Below are 18,116 nucleotides of genomic sequence, written 5' to 3' on the forward strand. Positions count from 1 at the left end.
GGTGTGGCGGCCCTTGGTGGTTGCGGTTGTGTCAGTGCTAACCGTTGTCGTCGAACCGGCGGCGGAACCGCTCTTCCATCCGCTGGGCGAACGAACTCCGGCGTGGTGTCGTCTGCTGTGGTTTGTCGCCACCCTCTTCGGCGCTGTGGTCGCGTTGACCGGACGCGGAGAGGGCCCACATGGCTCCGCTGAACATCAGCAAGAACCCAACAACGCTGAGCACCGGGATCTGCGCAACCCGTGGTTCGGGTAGCGCGACCCCGACAACGAGCAGTAGTAGACCGATGATCAGAATGGCGACACCCTGCAGGCGGCGCCGTCTGGAGGGCCGCCGTAGCCGGGAACCGCGCACCGTCGATGCGAACTTCGGATCCTCGGCGTAGAGCGCGCGCTCAATCTGGTCGAGCAGTCGCTGCTCGTGCTCGGAGAGTGGCATGGATCCTCCTCCGGCACATCTTCTCGCTAGCGCCGGGCGTCACGGTTGCCGCCGGACCCGGCGGGCGCCCCGTTGGGAGCGTCACCCTTGAGGATACGATCCGTAAGACGCTGCGACTACCCGGTCCGCGCTGCCGAAGCCAGCCTGTTGTCAGCGTCATCCGCTCGGGGGAGCGGCGGATACCGGGTGCTTTCCCCAGAAAAGCCTTGCTGAACTGGTCTTTTCCGCGTTTCCGGCGTTCCTGCGGGTGCAGGCGGGCCGTCCTCCGTTCGGCGGTGGTGCGACACAACAGGTCGCAGAACTCACCCCGGAGGAGGTACACGGCGTGATGCCCTTGTGAAGCGGGGGCGATCGCAAGCGTGACCCGGCGGGTGGGCAACTAGGATCCAGCGGGCGATTTTCACAGGACTTGGAGTGTGCTCACGGTGACGGCGACAGGCGAGGAGACCCCGGCGGCCAGCCCCGGCGACGGCGGCAGGTCGGGAGTTCCCCAGGAGGCGGCCCGCCGCAGGACCTTCGGGGTGATCAGCCACCCCGACGCGGGCAAGTCGACGCTCACCGAGGCGCTGGCGCTGCACGCCAGGGTCATCTCCGAGGCGGGCGCGGTGCACGGCAAGGCGGGCCGCAAGGGCGTGGTCTCCGACTGGCTGGCCATGGAGCAGGCCCGCGGCATCTCGATCACCTCGGCGGCACTGCAGTTCGGCTACGGCGACACCGTGATCAACCTGCTGGACACCCCCGGTCACGCCGACTTCTCCGAGGACACCTACCGGGTGCTCTCCGCGGTGGACTCGGCGGTGATGCTGCTGGACGCGGCCAAGGGCCTGGAGCCGCAGACGCTGAAGCTGTTCGACGTGTGCAGGCACCGGGGCATCCCGGTGATCACGTTCGTGAACAAGTGGGACCGCCCCGGCCGCGAGGCCCTCGAACTGTGCGACGAGATCAGCACCAGGATCGACCTCACCCCGATGCCGCTGAACTGGCCGGTCGGCGAGGCCGGGCGCTTCCGCGGCGTGCTGGACCGGGACACCGGCGAGTTCACCCGCTTCACCAGGACCGCGGGCGGCGCGACGCTGGCGACCGAGGAGACGATGGGCGCGGAGCGGGCCGCCGAGGAGGAGGGCGCCGACTGGGAGCGCGCCGTCGAGGAGTCCGAGCTGCTCTCGCTCAGCGGCTCCGACTTCGACCAGGAGGCTTTCCTGTCCGGCAAGGCGACCCCGGTGCTCTTCGGCGCCGGTGTGCTCAACATGGGCGTGCGGCAGCTGCTGGACACCATCGTCCGGCTCTCCCCCGCGCCCGCGCCGCGCGTGGACGTCGAGGACAAGGCGCGCCCGCTGGACAAGCCGTTCTCCGGCTTCGTCTTCAAGGTGCAGACCGGCATGGACCCCGCGCACCGGGACCGGGTCGCGTTCGTCCGGGTCTGCTCGGGCCGCTTCGAACGGGGCATGGTCGTCACGCACGCGCAGACCGGCCGCCCGTTCAGCACCAAGTACGCGCAGCAGATGTTCGGCCGCGAGCGCAACACGGTGGAGGAGGCCTTCCCCGGCGACGTGGTCGGTCTGGTCAACGCCAACGCGCTGCAGGTGGGCGACACCCTGCACGTCGGCAAGCCCGCCGTGCGCTTCCCGAAGCTGCCCAGCTTCGCCCCCGAGCACTTCTCGGTGGCCCGCCCCTCCGACCTCGGCCGCGCCAAGCAGTTCCGCAAGGGCATCCAGCAGCTGGAGGAGGAGGGCGTGGTCCAGGTGCTGCGCTCCGACCGCCGTGGCGACGCCGCGCCGGTGCTGGCCGCGGTCGGCCCTATGCAGTTCGAGGTGGCCGCGCACCGGATCGAGGCGGAGTTCGGCGTGAAGCTGCTGCTGGACCGGCTGCCGTACCGCATCGCGCGGATCCTGGCGCAGCCCGACCAGCGCACGATCGTCGACCGCAGTGGCCGCGCGGAGGTCCTGCGCCGCGACCGCGACGGCGTCGACCTCGCGCTGTTCCCCGACCCCGTCGCCGTCGGCTCGCTCCAGCGCCTGCACCCCGAACTGAAACTCGAAGCCCTCGTCGCGGGCACCGACGACTAGCACTGTCCGACGGGTTCCGCGGCCTTCACCTACCCCGACTCCCCGACCTGTCCGGGGGACAGGACGGGGCCGCGGTCCGTGGCGCCGCGAGCCGGGCGTTTCCCTTGTGGCCCTAGGGAAGGAACGCGGCGTCGCGACGGGCGAGGAGCAGCCGGGGGCGACGCCACGCCAGGTAGGAGCCCGCGGCGAGCAGGCAGAAGCCGATGATGACGAAGGAGTTGCCGAGCAGGTGCTGGCCCGGCGTCCAGAGCAGTTCCTGGTTGCCCGCGGTCGGCAGCTTGAAGTGCCACCCGACGTAGAACACCACCGTGGTCACCGCGGCGACGGCCAGCCACACGTAGCTGTTCACCCGCAGCGCGGACGCGATCATGATCACCAGGGTCGGGGCGATCCAGACCCAGTGGTGCGACCAGGAGGTCGGTGAGATCAGCAGTCCCACGATGGCGGTGGCCATCACGGCGATCGGGGCGTCGGCGCGCCGGATGATCACCACTCCCATGCCGATCGCCAGCAGGGACAGCAGCACGATCAGCACGCCGATCACCACCACCGGCGGCTGCAGCCGGACCAGCATCGCGGTGATCGTCTGGTTCGCCGAGAACGGCGTGCCGCTCATCGAGGACGCGCCGCCCTCGAGCCAGTAGTGCAGCGAGGAGTTCGGGGCGATCACGAAGCCGACCAGGGTGGCAGCGGCACCGCTGATCACCACGGTGAGCGCGGCCCGGAAGTCCTTGCGCAGCAAGAAGTACAGCAGGAACACGGCCGGGGTGAGCTTGATCGCCGCGGCGATGCCGACCAGGGTGCCGCGCGGCCACCTCGGCGAGAGGGCCAGGCAGTCCACCGCGACCAGGGCCATCAGCCACAGGTTGACCTGGCCGTAGTCCAGGGTCTCGGTCACCGGCTCCAGCAGCAGCGCGAACGGCAGCAGCACCGAGGTCACCACGAAGGCGCCCTTCGCTTCCCCGGACCGCCACAACCGCCGGACCACGACGTACAGCGTGGCGGCGAGCGCGAGCACGGAGACGCCGAAGTTCAGCGCGACCGCCGGGTCACGGGGCAGCAGCGCGAGGGGCCCGAGCACCAGCACCGCGAACGGCGGGTAGATGAAGGGCAGGTGGTTGCCCGCGGCCGTCTTCGGGAGCAGCCCGTACATGTCGCCGCCCGCCCACCACGTCTGCACCGCGGCGCGGTAGACGTCGAGGTCCTCGTAGACGTGCCGGGCGTCGGCGAGCCGGAACAGCACCACCGCCACGAGTGCGACCACCGCCGCGACGACCAGTGACGCCCCGTTCCGGAGCACCAGGGTGCGGAAGCGGTCCCAGATGGTGGTGAGCAACGTGATGCCTCCCGATAGCCGAAGTCCGTGCAGCCTAGCCGGGGCGGATCGTGCCCCCGTCATCACAGACCGCTGGGACCGGGCCGGGGTTGTGCCGCTTCCGAAGTTCTTCGCGATGCGAACTTCTCTCGGTCCGGCGGCTACCCTGATCGGGCGAGTGTGAGGAGGCATCAGTGACCACCGAGACGACCGAAGGCCGGATCGAGGGCCGCGACGCGGAGGCGTTCCTCCGGTTCGTCGAGCGCTTCGCCTCGGTGCTGGCCGACAGCGGCTGGCCGAGGATGCCCGCGCGCGTGTTCGTCTGCCTGCTCGCGGTGGACTCCGGCAGGCGCACTGCGGCCGAACTCGCCGAGACGCTGAGGGTCAGCCCGGCGGCGATCTCCGGGGCGGTCCGCTACCTGACCCAGGTCAACCTGCTCAGCCGGGAGCGCGAGCCGGGCTCCCGGCGTGACGTCTACCGGGTGCACGACGACATCTGGTACGAGGCGGCGGTGCGCAAGGACCGCGCGCTCACCCGGTGGGAGGCCAGCCTGCGCGAGGGGATCGCGGTGCTGGGCCCCGACACCCCCGCCGGCCGCCGGATGACCGAGACGCTGGAGTTCTTCGAGTTCGTCCAGGGCGAGCTGCCCGGGATGCTGGACCGCTGGCGCGAGGTGCGCGACCGGCTCCGCGCGGAGATCAGCCGGTCCAGCTGACCGGGAGCTCGTGCACGCCGTAGATGCCCATGTCCGAGCGCATCGGCACCTCGTCCACGGGCACGGCCAGCCGCAGCCCGGGGAAGCGGCGGAACAGCGCGGTGAAGGCGATCCGCAGTTCGGAGCGGGCCAGCTGCTGACCGAGGCACTGGTGCACGCCGTGGCCGAAGGCCAGGTGCCCGGTGGCGGAACGGCCGAGGTCCAGTCGCTCCGGGTCCGGGAAGCGCCCGGGGTCGCGGTTGGCCACCGGCACCGAGATGGTCACCGTCTGCCCCTTCCGCACCAGCTGCCCGTCCACCTCGACGTCCTCGGTGGCGGTCCGGACCGGTCCGATGTGGATGATCGACAGATAGCGCAGCATCTCCTCGACGGCGGTGCCCGCGATCGACTCGTCCTCCTGGAACCTGCGCAGCTGGTCCGGGTGCTGGAGCAGCGCGTACACGCCGAGCCCGATCTGGTTGGCCGTGGTCTCGTGCCCGGCGACCAGCAGCACCGTGCCGATGTTGACCAGTTCCTCGTCGGTCAGGTCGCCCGCCGTGATCAGGTCGCTGAGCAGGTCGTCGGTGGGTTCGGCCCGCTTCTCCGCGACCAGCCGCGCGAGCAGCTGGGCGATGGCGCCGAAGGCCCGCATCCGCCGGTCGATGGGCGTGTCCAGCGCCAGCAGCGCCTTGCTGTCCTCGTTGAAGCCGCTCCGCTCGCCGTGCGGCACGCCGAGCAGCTCGCAGATCACCAGTGACGGCAGCGGCAGGGCGAACTCCGCGACCAGGTCGACCACGCCGCGCTCGGCGTGGCGCCGCTCCATCTCGTCGAGCAGCTCGACGGCGATCCGCTCGATCATCGGCTCCATCGACCTGATCCGGCGGACGGTGAAGGCACCGGTGAGCTGCCTGCGGTAGCGCACGTGCTCGGGGGCGTCCATCCGCGTGAACATGCCCGGGCGCACCGGCTGCTTCCGCGTCGCCTCGGGCACGTCGATCGGGATCGGCGCGTGCTGGAACTCCGCGCGCACGGTGAAGCGCGGGTCCGCGAGCACCGCGCGGGCCGCGGCGTTGCCGGTGGCCAGCCAGCCGAGGTGGCCGTCCGGGTAGGTCATCGGGACGAGGGAGCGGCGCAGGCGGGTCAGCTCCTCCGGCGGGTCCAGCGGACAGCGCCGGGTCAGGGGAAGTCCGTCCAGTGCGGTGGGCGCGTTGGGGTCCATGCTTCGGAAGCTACACCTGCTTCACAACTTCGTGAAGACTGTGAACGCCGCACTACCCCCAGGGGCGCGGACAGACCCGCGAAGGACTTTACGAGAATTGCGCCAAGATTCGCCTGCGATTGAGTAAAGGCGCACTTCGCGACACCGCAAAAACTCACCGTTGCATTTTCGCCGAGAGGTGACATTTAATTAGTAAAGACCCCTTCCCTGCCGAGAACGAGGCCACCATGAAAAAGACCGTCCGCACGGTGGCGGTGACCGCCTTCGCACTCGCCGCCACGCTCACGCTGACCGCCACGCAGGCGGGCGCCGACCAGCCGGACCTCGCGGCCGGGCCGACCGCCGCGCAGCTCAAGGCCGCCGTCGCCACGTGCGGCAGCCAGATCTCCCACGGCAAGTACGCACACGACGCGGGCGGCACGGGCAAGACCGCGGTGTGCAAGACCAAAGGCGCCGTGCACTGGAAAGCCGACTTCGACGTCGACTGCGACGGCCAGAAAACGCCGAAGTGCAATAAGAGCACCGACCCCTCCTGGCAGAACGCGACGGCGTGGCCGCAGTCCAACGGAAAGCCGCTGAACGCCGAGAAGCTGCCCTTCGTCGTCGTTCCTGGAATCAGCTCCAAGTGGAACTACAAGAACTCCGGAATCGGCGGCGGGACCGTGGCCGCCGTGGTCTACAAGGACAAGGTCGCCTACGCCGTCGTCGGCGACGTCGGCCCGAAGGCGATCATCGGCGAGGGCTCCTACGCGCTGGCCAAGGCGCTGGGCATCAACCCCGACCCGAAGACCGGCGGCATCGGCGGCTCGGTCGTCGACTACATCCTGTTCCCCGGCGTGAAGGTGGGCAAGATCGAGGACCAGGGCGCAGCGAAGACGCTCGGTGCGAAGTCCGCCACGAAGCTGGTGGGCTGACCGGGTGGGCGTGGGCGGGAGCCCCGCGCCCGGAGCTCCCGCCCGTCACCAGCGGGACCAGCAACGGACAAGCGCGCGCACGTATTGGTAAACGACCCTTACAAGGGGCGGGGAACTGCCCCTGGCCCCTGACGTTCTCCCCTGCCAAGAACGAGGTCGCCATGAACAAGACGCTCACCAGGTTCGCTGTGGCCGCGCTCGCGGTCGTCGCCGCATCCGCATTCACCACGGCGCAGGCGGGAGCGCAGCCCGCCGAACTCGCCGCCGGTCCCACCGCCGCACAGCTCAAGGCCGCGGTGGCCAAGTGCACGAAGCAGCTCTCCAGCGGCAAGTACGCCCATGACGCGGGCGGCTCCAGCACCGTGCCGGTGTGCAAGACCAAGGACGCCGTGCACTGGAAGGCCGACTTCGACATCGACTGCGACGGCCAGGTGACGACCAAGTGCAACAAGCAGACGGACCCGTACTTCCAGCCGGAGACCGCGTGGCAGCAGTCCGACGGCAAGCACCTCAACTCCGCCGCCCTGCCGTTCGTGGTGGTCCCGGGCATCAGCAGCACGTGGAGCTGGAAGGCGGCCGGCATCACCGGCGGGACCGTGGCTGCCGTGGTCCACAAGGACAAGGTCGCCTACGCGGTCGTGGGTGACATCGGCCCTACCAAGATCATCGGCGAGGGCTCCTACCGGCTGGCCGAGCTCCTCGGCATCAACCCGCACCCGTCGACCGGGGGCGTCGGCGGCGCCGTCGTGGACTACATCCTGTTTCCGGGAGTGAAGGCGAGCAAGATCGAGAATCAGGCCTCCGCCCAATCCCTCGGCGCCACCGCGGCCACCAAACTCGTGGGCTGAGCTTTTACCCGATAATCACCAAGAATTGCCCACAATGCAGTAAAGATGCAGGTCAGAGCCCCGCAAGGGAGTGCGCTCTTGCGGGGCCGACCCCTGTCGAGAAGTTCGTCAAAGCTCCTTACAACAGCCTGGTCTTTTTCCAAACCGCACGGTTGACCTCATCCCCCTGCGCATTTCGGGAGTGATCACCGTGCGAATGACGATCGCGAAGCTCGGGACCGCGACCCTGCTGCTCGTGGCCGCGTCCCCCGGCGCGGCAGCCCAGCCCGCCGTCGCGACCGATCCCACCGCGGCTCAGCTCAGGGCGGCCGTGGCCACGTGCACCAAGCAGCTCTCCAACGGAAAGTTCGGCCACGACGCGGGCGGCACCAGGACCGTCCCGGTCTGCGCCACCGGCAAGGCGGTGCACTGGAAGGCCGACATGGACATCGTCTGCGACGGCCGGCAGACCGCGAAGTGCAACAAGACCACCGCCCCTGGTTCCAGGCGCAGAGCGCGTGGAAGCAGTCCGACGGCAAGTACCTCATCGCCGACGAGCTGCCCTTCATCGTCGTCCCCGGCGTCAGCGCCACGTGAACCACGAGGGCGCGAACATCACCGGCGGCACCGTGGCGGCCGTGGTGTACAAGGAGAACGTCGCCTACGCGGCCGTCGGAGACGTGGGACCGACCAGCGCGATCGGCGAGGGGCTCTAACCGGCTCGCGGAACTGCTGGGCATCAACCCCAACCCGAAGACCGGCGGCGTCAGCGGCGCGGTCGTCGACTACATCCTCTTCCCGGGTGTGAAGGCCACGCCGATCGAGAACCACGGCAGCGCGGTCTCGCGCGGCACGGCCCCGGCGGCGGATCTGGCCGGGGGGCGCAAGGGGTGCACCGGCACGAAGATCGACTCGCCGCGTACCCGGACCTGGCGGCCGCGGCCACCGGCGAGGCGGTCAAGGCGGCTCGATGTGTGTTGCGCGCCAACGGTTTCAGCACCGGCGAGGGCGATCCGACGGGCGTCCTGGACGAGGCGGACGCGGCGGTGGTGAAGAAGTTCCAGACCGCCAAGGGGCTGCCCGCGGACCGGGACGGTCGACTCCAGGACGTGGACCGCGCTGCTGTCGGCGGGCAGCACGCCGCAGGTCCAGGACGGCTCCTCCGGCGAGGCGGTGAGGCGGGCGCAGCGCGCGGTGAACGCCGCGGTCGCGGCGAAGCTGGACATCGACGGCCAGTTCGGCCCGGACACCACCGCAGCCGTCAAGAAGTACCAGTCGGCGCGCGGCCTCGGCGCGGACGGCGTCGTCGGCAGCCGGACGTGGCAGGCCCCGCGGAGCGGTCGCTGATGTTTTCCGATTTCGCGCCTCCAGGAAGCCGCGAGAGCGCTTTCATTCCCGCAGACGGTGCGAATCGACGGATTATTTATTGGACGTTTGTATATCTCGCGCCCACTGCCACGAATAGTAGAGGCGGTGTGTGGGAAAAGTGTGGGAGCTAGCGCCCCGGACGCTCGGTGCGGGAGTTCAGCAACGAGGCGGGCCGAATGGCGGCCGTGCCGAACCTCGTGCGCGCCAGGTCGGCTGCCTCGTCCGCCTCGCGCCAGCCGCGCTCCGGGGCGTCCAGCGCCAGCTGCTCCCCCATCGCGTCGCCCTCGCCGAGCTGTTCCGCGCGCACGCCGATCAGCCGCACCGCGCCCGGCGGGACCTGCTCGGCCAGCAACCGGGCGGCGGTGCGGTAGACCTCCTGGGTCAGGTTGGTCGGCACCTGGAGGGTCTTCGACCTGGTGATGGTGGTGAAGTCGGCGAACCGGACCTTGATCGAGACCGTCCTGGCCCGCAGGTCCTTCGCCCGCAGCGAGGCCGCGGTGCGCTCGCTCAGCCGCAGCAGCTCGCGGCGCAGCACCTCGCGGTCGGTCTGGTCGACGTCGAAGGTCTCCTCCGCCCCGACCGACTTCTCCGCGACCTCGGCGACCACGCGCCGCCCGTCGATGCCGTTGGCCAGCGCGAACAGGTGCTCAGCCACGGCGTTGCCGAGCATCCTGCGCAGGCGGGGCAGCGGGGTGCGGGCCACGTCGGCCACCCTGGTCAGGCCCTGCTGGGTGAGCTTCTCCGCGGTGCGGGCGCCCACCCCCCACAGGGCGGAGACCGGCAGCGGGCTGAGGAAGTCGAGGATCTCGGCGGCCGGGACGACCATCATGCCGTCGGGTTTGCACAGGCCCGAGGCGAGCTTGGCGACGAACTTGGTGGCCCCGACGCCGACGGAGCAGGTCACGCCGTGTTCGGCCTGCACCCGCTCGCGGATCCCGGCGCCGAGCTGGGCGGGGGTGCGGCGCAGTCTCCGCAGCGCACCCCCGACGTCGAGGAACGCCTCGTCCAGGCTCAGCGGCTCCACGAGCGGGGTGAGCTCGCGGAAGATCCGCATCATCCCCGCCGAGACCTCCTGGTAAGCCGGGAAGTCGGGCGGGAGGAACACCGCGTGCGGGCAGAGCTTGCGCGCCTGCGCGGTGGGCATGGCCGAACGGACGCCGTGGCCACGGGCGATGTAGTTGGCGGAGGAGACGACGCCCCTGCCGCCGGTCCCGCCGACCACGACGGGGCGTTCCCGCAGCTCGGGGCGCTTGCGGATCTCGACGGAGGCGTAGAAGGCGTCCATGTCCACGTGCAGGACGGTGCAGCCCGTGTCATCGGGCCACCGCCCGTCGCGGGCGCGGAAGCGCTCCAGCAACCCCCGTGGCAGGTCGCCGCTGCGTCCCATGTCCCCGCGCCTCCAGTCCCACCTGGTGTGACCAGGCGGGAGGGAGACTACTGCGGGAGTCCGACAACCGGCCCGCGGTCGTACTCCGGCTCGGCCTCGGTGAGCTGGCTGTACTCCGCCGGGGAGAGCGCGTGCTCCGGCCACTCGGTCAGCCTGACCTTGAACAACCAGCCCGCCTGGTACGGGTCGCGGCCGACCAGCCACGGGTTGAGCAGGACGTCGGTGTTGACCTCGACGACCTCGCCGCTGACCGGGGCGTAGAGCGGCCGGGAGAGCTGACGGGACTCGAACTCGCCGCAGGACAGGCCCGCGGTGACGTAGCTGCCAGGACGCGGGAGCTGCACCCGCTCGACACAGCCGAGGAAGGCCGTGGCGACCGGGGTGATGCCGACCGTCACCGGCCAGCTCTCGTAGGCGATCCAGCCGTGGTCGTAGGTGTAGTCCAGCTCCATTGGAACATGATTCTGCGTCACGTTTTCTCCAGGGGACGCCGTGGCACACATGGCGGCTAGGGAAAGTGCGAGCAGAATCTATGAGGCCTCATGGATAACGGCAATATCTGAACACGAAAGAAAGCCCGTTGCATAAAAAGTTCTGTGATTCCCCACTAAGCGGAGCTTAAGCCCCGCAGGCGAGCCAGCCGCGGCCGGTAAGTGTGCACGGTCACACAAGCCGGAGCGTGAGGCGCGATCACGTCTCGACCACGTCCGAAAGCTCGGCCCCGGCGGCGAAGCGGCGCACGTTCTCCAGCGCGGCCTGGGCGATGCGCAGCATCGACTCGCGGGTGACACCCCCCGCGTGCGGCGACAGCGCCACGTTCGGCGCGCGCAGCAGCGGCAGGTCGGCGGGCGGCGGCTCCGGGTCGAAGACGTCCAGTCCCGCCCCGCCCAGCCGCCCGTCGGTCAGCGCCCGCGCCAGCGTGTCCTGGTCGACGAGCGCGCCGCGAGCGGTGTTCACCAGGATCGCGGTCGGCTTCATCAGCTTGAGCCTGCGCTCGTCGACGAGGTTCCTGGTGGCCTCGGTCAGCGGCAGCTGCAGCGACACGTAGTCCGCCTCCGCCAGCAGCTCGTCCAGCTCCATCCGCGCCGCGACGCCGTAGTCGTTCATCACCTCCACCGGAACCGGGGTCCTGGTGGCGACGATGATCCGCATGTCGAAGGCGCGCGCCCGCTTCGCCAGCTGCCTGCCGATCGCGCCGAAGCCCACGATGCCCAGCGTCTTGCCGAACAGCTCGGTGATGCTGAACTGCAGGCGCGGCAGGGCCCACTCGCCCTCGCGCAACGCCTCGTGACCGGGGATGAGCTGCTTGGCCAGCGCGAGCATCAGCGTCATCGTCTGCTCCGCGACGTCCTGCGCCTCCGCCGAGGTCGAGCCGATGTTGCACACCCGCACGCCCCTGGCGGCCGCCGCCGCGGTGTCCACGTAGTCGAACCCGTGGCTGGCGCACTGGACCAGCCGGAGGTTCTCCGCGGCGGCGATGTGCTCGGCGCCGATCGGGGCGAGGGCGGTGACGATCACCTCGGCCTCGCGCAGCGCCACCGGGTCGGCGCCCGCGTCCTCGACGGGGGTGACCTCGAAGTCCGGGCCGAGCGCGGCTGCGAACATCCCGCCCAGCTTGACGCCGCCCACGTGCGGGGGCAGCACTACCAACACCTTCACTTGGTGATCTCCATGAGCGTGTGCCGACCGAGGTCGGCGAGCGAGCGGTTTCCGGACAGTCCGAGGGTGAGGTCGAGGTCGGCGAGCACGCCGCGCAGCACGTGCCGCACGCCCTCCTTGCCGCCGTGAGCGAGGCCGTAGACCCAGGGGCGGCCGAGCAGAACGGCCTTGGCGCCCAACGAGATCGCCTTGATCACGTCGGCGCCGGTGCGCACTCCGGAGTCGAAGAGCACGTCGACGCGATCCCCGACCGCTTCGGCGATCGCGGGCAGTGCGTCCAGCGCGGCCACGGCGCCGTCGACCTGGCGCCCGCCGTGGTTGGACACCACGATCCCGTCCATCCCCGCGTCCACGGCCAGCCGCGCGTCGTCCGGGTGCAGGATGCCCTTCAACGCGATCGGCCCGTCCCAGTGCTCGCGCAGGAACGCCAACCGGTCCCAGCTCTTGTCGACGCCGGTGAACATCTGCACCCAGCGCAGCACGGCGGAGTTGCGGTCCTCCTCGGGGCTCTGGGCGAGCAGCGCCCGGAAAGCCGGGTCGGAGAAGGGGATCGCGGTGCCGACGCCCCGGATGAACGGCAGGTACGACTGGTCGAGGTCCTGCGGCCGCCACGCCAGCGTCCACGTGTCGAGCGTGACGACGAGGGCGGTGTAGCCGCCGCGCTCGGCCCGCTCCAGGATGCTGACCGTGACGTCGTCGTCGTTGGGCCAGTAGAGCTGGTACCAGCGCTCGCCGTCCCCGCTCGCCTCGGCGACCTCCTCGATGGAGTACGACGACGCGGTCGAGAGCACCATCGGCACGCCCAGATCCGCCGCCGCCGAGGCCGTGGCGAGTTCGCCCTCCGGGTGCACGATCGACTGCACGCCGATCGGCGCGAGCAGCACCGGCGCGGCGAGTTCGGTGCCGAGGACCGTCGTGCGCAGATCGCGATCAGTGGCGTCGGCGAGCATCCGCGGCACGATCCGCCAGCGGTCGAAGGCCTCGCGGTTGGCCCGCACGGTCGCGCCGGAGCCCGCCCCTCCCGCCACGTAGCCGAACGGGCCGGGCTCCAGCAGCTCGCGCGCGGCGGCCTCCAGGGCGGTCGCGTCCGTGGTGAACGGGGGCACGACGCCCGCGAGGCCCTGGAGGTAGATCTCGGACTGGTAGGTCCCGAACTGAGCAGGCACCGCGGTCCTCCGTTCCCTGGACTGTCCCGTTCAGTCTTCGCGGGCGGAGGCGGAGGTGTCCACGTTCCGGGGCCTCACGTTGGCGGTGCCGATTTTGTGCTCATGCACAACGATGATGCTCGATCCCGCAAGCGGATCTCGGTGATCAACACATCACCGCGCAGAGCGCGTCGCAGATGCCCGGCACCTTGCAGACCTTGCCGCACACCTGGTCGCAGACCCCGGCCCGTTCGGCGGACCGGGCGCACGCCAGGTCCGCCGATGCCGGGCCGACCCCGGCGGTCACCAGGACGAGAGCGCACAGCACTGCCTTCATCGTCATCGCCTCCTCGGCGGCGAAGCTAGCCCCGATCCGCCGTGCCATCAGGAGTTTTCCTCCGGACGAGCGAAGGACGTCACCGGGGTGGCTAAGGTCGCGGCATGAACGACCCCGGCCTGCGGCTGATGGCGAGGATCAGCACGTCGTTGCTGCCCAAGGTGCCGGAGCTGTCCGAGGAGCTGTGCGATCTCGTGTGGGCGGCGGAGTCGGAGATCTCCGGAGCGACGACCCTCTCCCGCGCCGGACTCCTGCGGACCTGCGTTGTGCACCTGACCGAAATCCTCGGGCAGCTCGGCTCGGCGCGGCCGCTCGACCTGCGCGTGCCGGCGGAGAACGGGCGCGAGCGCGCGCTGCAGGGCATCCCGCTGCCCGCGGTGCTGCACGGCTACCGCATCGGCACCCAGTACATCTGGTCGAAGCTGCGCGAGGAGGCGGACCGCATCGGCGAGCAGGCGCGCGCGGCGCTGCTGGACCACGCCGACGAACTGTGGCTCGGCCTGGACCGGTACTCCGAGGCGTTCCAGGAGTCCTACCGCCGCACCGTGGCGGAGCGGGCACGGCGATCGGACCAGGAACGGGCCGCGCTGCTGCAGGTGGTGCTGACCGGGACGACGGACCCCGGGCGGCTGGCCGACGCGGCTGAGGGCTTGGCGCTGCCGCGCGTCGGGCGCTTCCGGGTCGTGGTGGCCGAGCCCGAGGGCGAACTCGACCGCTGCGAACGCCGTCTCCAGGCGCTGGGGGTGCACTCCGTGTGGCGGCACACCGACGACGACCGGGTGGGCGTGCTGTCACTGCCGAAGCTCGACCCGAAAGGCCTCGACGAGGCGCTCAGCGGCGGGCGCGTCGGGGTGAGCCCCACCTATGAACGAATCGACGAAACGGTCGCAGCGGTCCGGCTGGCCAGGCTGACCTGGGCGAGCATCGAAGCCGGGACCGAGGAGGTCCGCCACCACGGCACCCGGCCGGTCGCGGCCCTGGTCGCCGGGGCCGCCGACATCGCGCACGACCTGGCCGAACGCGTGCTGGGACCGCTGCTGGAGCTACCGGAGCAGGACCGCGCGCTGCTGCTCGACACGGCCTGGCGGTGGTACGAGCACGGCGGCTCGACGACCGGGACAGCGAAGGCGCTGTTCTGCCACCGCAACACCGTCCGCTACCGCATGCAGCGCGTCGAGCAGCTGACCGACCGTTCGTTCGCCGACCCGAGGCACTGCGCCGAGCTGTTCGTCGCCCTGCAGGCGCTCCGGCTGCGCTGACGCTCAGGCGGGGCGGCGGGCCAGCGCGTGCAAGCGGGTGGCGAGGTCGCGCAGCGGTGACCGCGCGGCGGCTGCGAGTTCCAGCTCCGCCAGCGCCTCGGTCGCACCCGGCGTCGCCTCCAGGACCGCCCCGGGCACCAGGTCGCTCAGCACTCCGTGCCCCTGCAACGCCTCGACGTCCAAGCCGCACCCGACGAGCAGTTCCGCGAGGCCGTCGAGGTCGAAGCGCCGCAGCAGCGGATCGGCCGAGCCGACCCGGCCGTCCGGGTCGTCGAGCAGCTGCCTCGCGTCCGCGAGCCGTCCGGCGAGGGCCCGGCCCAGGACCGCGGCGTAGCGGTTGGCCACCAGAACGGACACGACACCGCCCGGGCGCAGCGCCGCGGTCATCGCGGCCACGGCGAGCCGGACGTCGTCGACGACCTCCAGCACCCCGTGCGCGAGCACCACGTCGGCGCCGCCCGCGGGGGCCAGCTCGCCGAGGGTGGCCAGCGTCTCCGTGTCGCCTTGGACACCGATCACCAGGTCGGCCACACCGGCGTCGTTGGCCCTGCGGTGCAGCGTGGCCAGCGCGTTCGGGCTCGGCTCGACCACGGTCACCCGGCAGCCCTGCTCGGCGAGCGGAACGGCCCACACGCCGCTGCCCCCGCCGACGTCCAGGACCTCCGGAGCCGTGCCCCTGCGCTGCCGCGCGGCCTGGAGCTCGGCGTCCAGCACGCGGTGCACTGCGTCAGGTCGCATGACCGGAAAGCCTAATCGAGCACGCCGCACGGTTGTGTCAGGCCGTAGGCTTCACGCGTGCATACGGTGGCAGTGCTGAGCCTCAAGGGTGGTGTTGGCAAGACGACCGTGGTGCTGGGCCTGGCTTCGGCGGCCTTGCGACGCGGTGTCCGCACCCTGGTGGTCGACCTCGACCCCCAGTGCAACGCCACATCGGCGCTTGAGCCGGAGGAGACCGAGGCCAGCCTCTACGACGTCCTGGAGAACCCGACCCGCTCGACACTGCGCGCCGCCATCGCGCCGAGCGGATGGGGTGAGGAGATCGACGTCCTCGTCGGCACCGAGGACGGAGAGGCCCACAACGACCACGACCCCGGCGTGAAGCAGCTGCACCGGCTCTCCGACGCGCTGGGCAAGGTCAACGGCCTGCTGGCCGAGGACGAGCTGCCCTACCAGGTGGTGCTGCTGGACTGCCCGCCGTCGCTGGGCAGGCTCACCCGATCCGCCCTGGTCGCGGCCGACCGGGCGCTGCTGGTCACCGAGCCGACGATCTTCGCGGTCTCCGGGGTGCAGCGCGCCTTCGAGGCGGTGCAGAACGAGCGGGAGACCAGCAACCCCGGGCTCCAGCCCCTGGGCGTGGTGGTCAACCGGGTCCGCCCGCGCTCGCACGAGCACCAGTTCCGCATCAACGAGCTGCGCGACATCTTCGGGCCGCTGGTGATGCCGGTGTCGCTGCCGGACCGCCTCGCGGTGCAGCAGGCGCAGGGTGCGTGCACACCCATCCACCAGTGGGGTACCCCAGGAGCGCGCGAGGTTGCTCTGGCCTTCAACCTGCTGCTGGCCCGCGTGCTGCGCTCCGCCCGGGGCCGCCGCAAGGAGCAGGACCTGGAGGAGCTGGAGGAACTGGAGGCAGAGGCGTGACGGGAACGACGTTCCTCACCTACCTGGCGACCGCGTTGCTCGTGGTGATCACACCGGGGCTGGACACGATGCTGGTGCTGCGGCACGTCGTGACCGGCGGCCGGCGCGGCGGCATGGCCGCGTCCGTCGGCGTCTCGCTGGGCAGCGTGGTGTGGGGAACAGCGAGCGTGCTCGGCATCACCGCCCTGCTCACCGCGTCCCAGTTCGCCTACGACGTGCTGCGCTACGCGGGCGCGGGCTACCTGGTGTGGCTCGGCGCTTCGGCGCTGTGGAAGTCCCGCCGCCCGGCCGCCGCCGTGGCTGTCGCCGACGCGGCGCCGCCGACCAGCGCGTGGGGTTCGCTGCGCGCGGGACTGCTGACCAATCTGCTCAACCCGAAGGTCGGCGTCTTCTACCTGAGCCTGCTGCCGCAGTTCCTGCCGACGACCGGTGGCACCACGGGCTGGGCCGCGCTGATGATCGCCGTGCACGCGGGCTCCGGTCTGCTGTGGCTTTTCGGCGTCGTGTGGCTGGCGACTCGGGCCAAGCGGCTCCTCGCCCGCGAGCGCGTCCGGCGGTGGCTGGACCGGACCACCGCGGCCGTACTGCTCGGCCTCGGCGTGAAGCTGGCCTTCGAGAACCACTGATGCCTGAAGGGGACACAGTCTTCCTCGCGGGCAAGCGACTCAACGAAGCGCTTGCCGGGCAACGACTGCAGCGCGGTGAACTGCGCCATCCCCGGCTGTCCACTGTGGACCTCGCTGGACGGGTGGTGCTCGACGTGCACCCCGTCGGCAAGCACCTGTTCTTCAGGTTCGACGATGCGCGGAGCCTGCACACGCACTTCCGCATGGACGGCTCGTGGCACCTCTACGCGCCCGGTGAGCGGTGGCGCGGTCCCGGCCACCAGGTGCGGGCCATCCTCTCGACGGAGCGCCGGGTCGCCGTCGGTTTTCGCCTGCACGACATGGAACTCCTCGCCACCGCTGAGGAATCCCGGCTCGTCGGGCACCTCGGCCCCGACCTGCTCGATCCCGCGTGGAGTCCCGCGCACGAGGCCGAGGCCGTGCGCAGGCTGACCGCCGACCCGTCCCGCGAGCTCGGCCTCGCGTTGCTCGACCAGCGCGTGATGGCCGGCGTCGGCAACCTCTACAAGTCCGAGGTCTGCTTCATGCTCGGCGCGTCCCCCTGGGCTCCCGTGTCCACAGTGGACGCTTCGCGCGTGGTGCTGCTTGCACGGAAACTGTTGCTGCGCAACGCGTTGCGCCCCGAACAATCCACGACCGGAGAACTGGCCCGCGGGCGACAGCACTGGGTCTACGAACGCGGGGGTCGTCCCTGCCGCCGCTGCGGCACCGCCATCCGCCGGGCCGCGCAGGGCACCGGCGTCGAACAACGCAGCACCTACTCCTGCCCCACCTGCCAGCCCGGCTGAACCGCCGAGCCGCACCTCCTGCCGGATCGGTCGCGTCACCGCTGTCGTGCGGGTGTGGCAACCCCGCGATGCACTTCCCGCCCGATCCGCCGGACATGAGTCCGCGCGCGATCCGGGCTGCGCTGTTGCCCGAAGAGGTGGACGCTTTCGACGCCGACTACCGCCGCGCGCTCAAGACCGCCGCGGAAGCGCTCAGCCTGGATGAACTGCACGGGATGCTGGAGCACTGGCACCGCATCGCCCGCATGACCCAGGCGGACCCGGCGGCGCATCGCCGGATGCTCCAGCGAGCCGACCGAACCCTGCGGACCGGTGCGACCCAGCCGGGCAGCGCGTCGGCCGATCAGGTGAAGGCCCTGATCCGGGAGCGACTGGGCCTGTAGGTGTACCGCGTCGAAACCGGCGGCGAGGCGATGGAGCAGATCGCGGAACTGCCC

General features: G+C 70.8%; 21 protein-coding genes and 1 pseudogene. 12 read left to right on the top strand and 10 right to left on the bottom strand.

What is annotated here, in order from left to right:
* Positions 1-37 precede the first annotated feature (37 nt).
* Positions 38-436 (bottom strand): DUF3040 domain-containing protein, encoded by a 399-nt coding sequence (locus BLT28_RS19535; protein WP_030430824.1) that lies wholly within the window; start codon positions 434-436, stop codon positions 38-40.
* A 425-nt stretch (positions 437-861) separates the two neighbouring features.
* Between BLT28_RS19535 and BLT28_RS19540 the strand changes: the two genes are divergently transcribed.
* Positions 862-2,502 (top strand): peptide chain release factor 3, encoded by a 1,641-nt coding sequence (locus tag BLT28_RS19540; protein WP_043812489.1) that lies wholly within the window; start codon positions 862-864, stop codon positions 2,500-2,502.
* A gap of 112 nt (positions 2,503-2,614) precedes the next feature.
* On the opposite strand, the gene BLT28_RS19545 is transcribed toward BLT28_RS19540, so the two are convergent.
* On the bottom strand, positions 2,615-3,838 hold the full coding sequence (locus BLT28_RS19545) for a glycosyltransferase 87 family protein (RefSeq protein WP_052407573.1): 1,224 nt from the start codon (positions 3,836-3,838) through the stop codon (positions 2,615-2,617).
* A 173-nt stretch (positions 3,839-4,011) separates the two neighbouring features.
* Here BLT28_RS19545 and BLT28_RS19550 point away from each other — a divergent pair, with 173 nt between their 5' ends.
* Positions 4,012-4,533, top strand: a complete 522-nt coding sequence (locus tag BLT28_RS19550) for a GbsR/MarR family transcriptional regulator (RefSeq protein WP_030430821.1) — start codon at positions 4,012-4,014, stop codon at positions 4,531-4,533.
* Here BLT28_RS19550 and BLT28_RS19555 read toward each other — a convergent pair.
* Positions 4,517-5,731 carry a cytochrome P450 gene (locus BLT28_RS19555; RefSeq protein WP_030430820.1) on the bottom strand — a complete coding sequence of 405 codons (1,215 nt, stop codon included), beginning with the start codon at positions 5,729-5,731 and terminating at the stop codon, positions 4,517-4,519. The genes BLT28_RS19550 and BLT28_RS19555 overlap by 17 nt on opposite strands.
* A 227-nt stretch (positions 5,732-5,958) precedes the next feature.
* On the opposite strand from BLT28_RS19555, the gene BLT28_RS19560 reads away from it, so the two are divergent.
* Both BLT28_RS19560 and BLT28_RS19565 read left to right on the top strand, forming a co-directional pair.
* On the top strand, positions 5,959-6,645 hold the full coding sequence (locus tag BLT28_RS19560) for a glycoside hydrolase family 75 protein (RefSeq protein ID WP_030430819.1): 687 nt from the start codon (positions 5,959-5,961) through the stop codon (positions 6,643-6,645).
* Positions 6,646-6,806: 161 nt separating this feature from the next.
* Entirely contained in the window at positions 6,807-7,493 is a 687-nt protein-coding gene (locus BLT28_RS19565; protein ID WP_030430818.1) for a glycoside hydrolase family 75 protein, read from the top strand.
* Positions 7,494-7,787: 294 nt separating this feature from the next.
* Here BLT28_RS19565 and BLT28_RS42565 read toward each other — a convergent pair whose 3' ends face one another.
* Positions 7,788-7,916 carry a hypothetical protein gene (locus tag BLT28_RS42565; RefSeq protein WP_269459597.1) on the bottom strand — a complete coding sequence of 43 codons (129 nt, stop codon included), beginning with the start codon at positions 7,914-7,916 and terminating at the stop codon, positions 7,788-7,790.
* 149 nt (positions 7,917-8,065) lie between these two features.
* Between BLT28_RS42565 and BLT28_RS42570 the strand changes: the two genes are divergently transcribed.
* The 3 genes and pseudogenes from BLT28_RS42570 to BLT28_RS40975 all read left to right on the top strand — a co-directional run bounded on the left by BLT28_RS42570 (position 8,066) and on the right by BLT28_RS40975 (position 8,819).
* The gene (locus tag BLT28_RS42570; protein WP_269459598.1) at positions 8,066-8,188 is read left to right on the top strand and encodes a hypothetical protein; all 123 of its coding nucleotides are present in this window, start codon (positions 8,066-8,068) and stop codon (positions 8,186-8,188) included.
* A 258-nt stretch (positions 8,189-8,446) separates the two neighbouring features.
* Positions 8,447-8,500: pseudogene (locus BLT28_RS42895) on the top strand (hypothetical protein); the annotation flags it as partial.
* Between the two features lie 166 nt (positions 8,501-8,666).
* Positions 8,667-8,819 (top strand): peptidoglycan-binding domain-containing protein, encoded by a 153-nt coding sequence (locus BLT28_RS40975; RefSeq protein WP_231950345.1) that lies wholly within the window; start codon positions 8,667-8,669, stop codon positions 8,817-8,819.
* 148 nt (positions 8,820-8,967) lie between these two features.
* On the opposite strand, the gene BLT28_RS19585 is transcribed toward BLT28_RS40975, so the two are convergent.
* The 5 genes from BLT28_RS19585 to BLT28_RS19605 form a co-directional block, all read right to left on the bottom strand.
* Positions 8,968-10,227 carry a DNA polymerase IV gene (locus BLT28_RS19585; protein WP_030430817.1) on the bottom strand — a complete coding sequence of 420 codons (1,260 nt, stop codon included), beginning with the start codon at positions 10,225-10,227 and terminating at the stop codon, positions 8,968-8,970.
* Positions 10,228-10,274: 47 nt separating this feature from the next.
* Positions 10,275-10,679, bottom strand: coding sequence for a glycine cleavage system protein H (locus BLT28_RS19590; protein ID WP_197683877.1), 405 nt, complete (start codon positions 10,677-10,679; stop codon positions 10,275-10,277).
* Positions 10,680-10,917: 238 nt separating this feature from the next.
* Positions 10,918-11,886 (bottom strand): NAD(P)-dependent oxidoreductase, encoded by a 969-nt coding sequence (locus BLT28_RS19595; protein ID WP_043812427.1) that lies wholly within the window; start codon positions 11,884-11,886, stop codon positions 10,918-10,920.
* Complete coding sequence (locus tag BLT28_RS19600) at positions 11,883-13,052, bottom strand: lactate 2-monooxygenase (RefSeq protein WP_030430814.1); 1,170 nt, start codon at positions 13,050-13,052, stop codon at positions 11,883-11,885. Before BLT28_RS19600 ends, BLT28_RS19595 begins: the two co-directional genes overlap by 4 nt.
* 145 nt (positions 13,053-13,197) lie before the next feature.
* Positions 13,198-13,416, bottom strand: a complete 219-nt coding sequence (locus tag BLT28_RS19605; protein WP_030430813.1) for a hypothetical protein — start codon at positions 13,414-13,416, stop codon at positions 13,198-13,200.
* 56 nt (positions 13,417-13,472) lie between these two features.
* Between BLT28_RS19605 and BLT28_RS19610 the strand changes: the two genes are divergently transcribed.
* On the top strand, positions 13,473-14,627 hold the full coding sequence (locus tag BLT28_RS19610; RefSeq protein WP_052407571.1) for a PucR family transcriptional regulator: 1,155 nt from the start codon (positions 13,473-13,475) through the stop codon (positions 14,625-14,627).
* 3 nt (positions 14,628-14,630) lie between these two features.
* On the opposite strand, the gene BLT28_RS19615 is transcribed toward BLT28_RS19610, so the two are convergent.
* The gene (locus tag BLT28_RS19615; RefSeq protein ID WP_030430811.1) at positions 14,631-15,365 is read right to left on the bottom strand and encodes a class I SAM-dependent methyltransferase; all 735 of its coding nucleotides are present in this window, start codon (positions 15,363-15,365) and stop codon (positions 14,631-14,633) included.
* A 57-nt stretch (positions 15,366-15,422) separates the two neighbouring features.
* Here BLT28_RS19615 and BLT28_RS19620 point away from each other — a divergent pair, with 57 nt between their 5' ends.
* The 4 genes from BLT28_RS19620 to BLT28_RS19635 all read left to right on the top strand — a co-directional run bounded on the left by BLT28_RS19620 (position 15,423) and on the right by BLT28_RS19635 (position 18,062).
* Positions 15,423-16,265, top strand: coding sequence for a ParA family protein (locus BLT28_RS19620; protein WP_030430810.1), 843 nt, complete (start codon positions 15,423-15,425; stop codon positions 16,263-16,265).
* A complete protein-coding gene (locus tag BLT28_RS19625) occupies positions 16,262-16,891 on the top strand; it encodes a LysE family translocator (RefSeq protein WP_052407570.1) in 630 nt (209 codons plus the stop codon). Before BLT28_RS19620 ends, BLT28_RS19625 begins: the two co-directional genes overlap by 4 nt.
* A complete protein-coding gene (locus BLT28_RS19630; protein WP_030430808.1) occupies positions 16,891-17,679 on the top strand; it encodes a DNA-formamidopyrimidine glycosylase family protein in 789 nt (262 codons plus the stop codon). The genes BLT28_RS19625 and BLT28_RS19630 overlap by 1 nt, the downstream gene beginning before the upstream one ends.
* A gap of 68 nt (positions 17,680-17,747) precedes the next feature.
* The gene (locus BLT28_RS19635; protein WP_030430807.1) at positions 17,748-18,062 is read left to right on the top strand and encodes a DUF6247 family protein; all 315 of its coding nucleotides are present in this window, start codon (positions 17,748-17,750) and stop codon (positions 18,060-18,062) included.
* Positions 18,063-18,116: the final 54 nt, after the last annotated feature.

It is taken from the genome of Allokutzneria albata, from assembly GCF_900103775.1.
GTDB lineage: Bacteria > Actinomycetota > Actinomycetes > Mycobacteriales > Pseudonocardiaceae > Allokutzneria > Allokutzneria albata.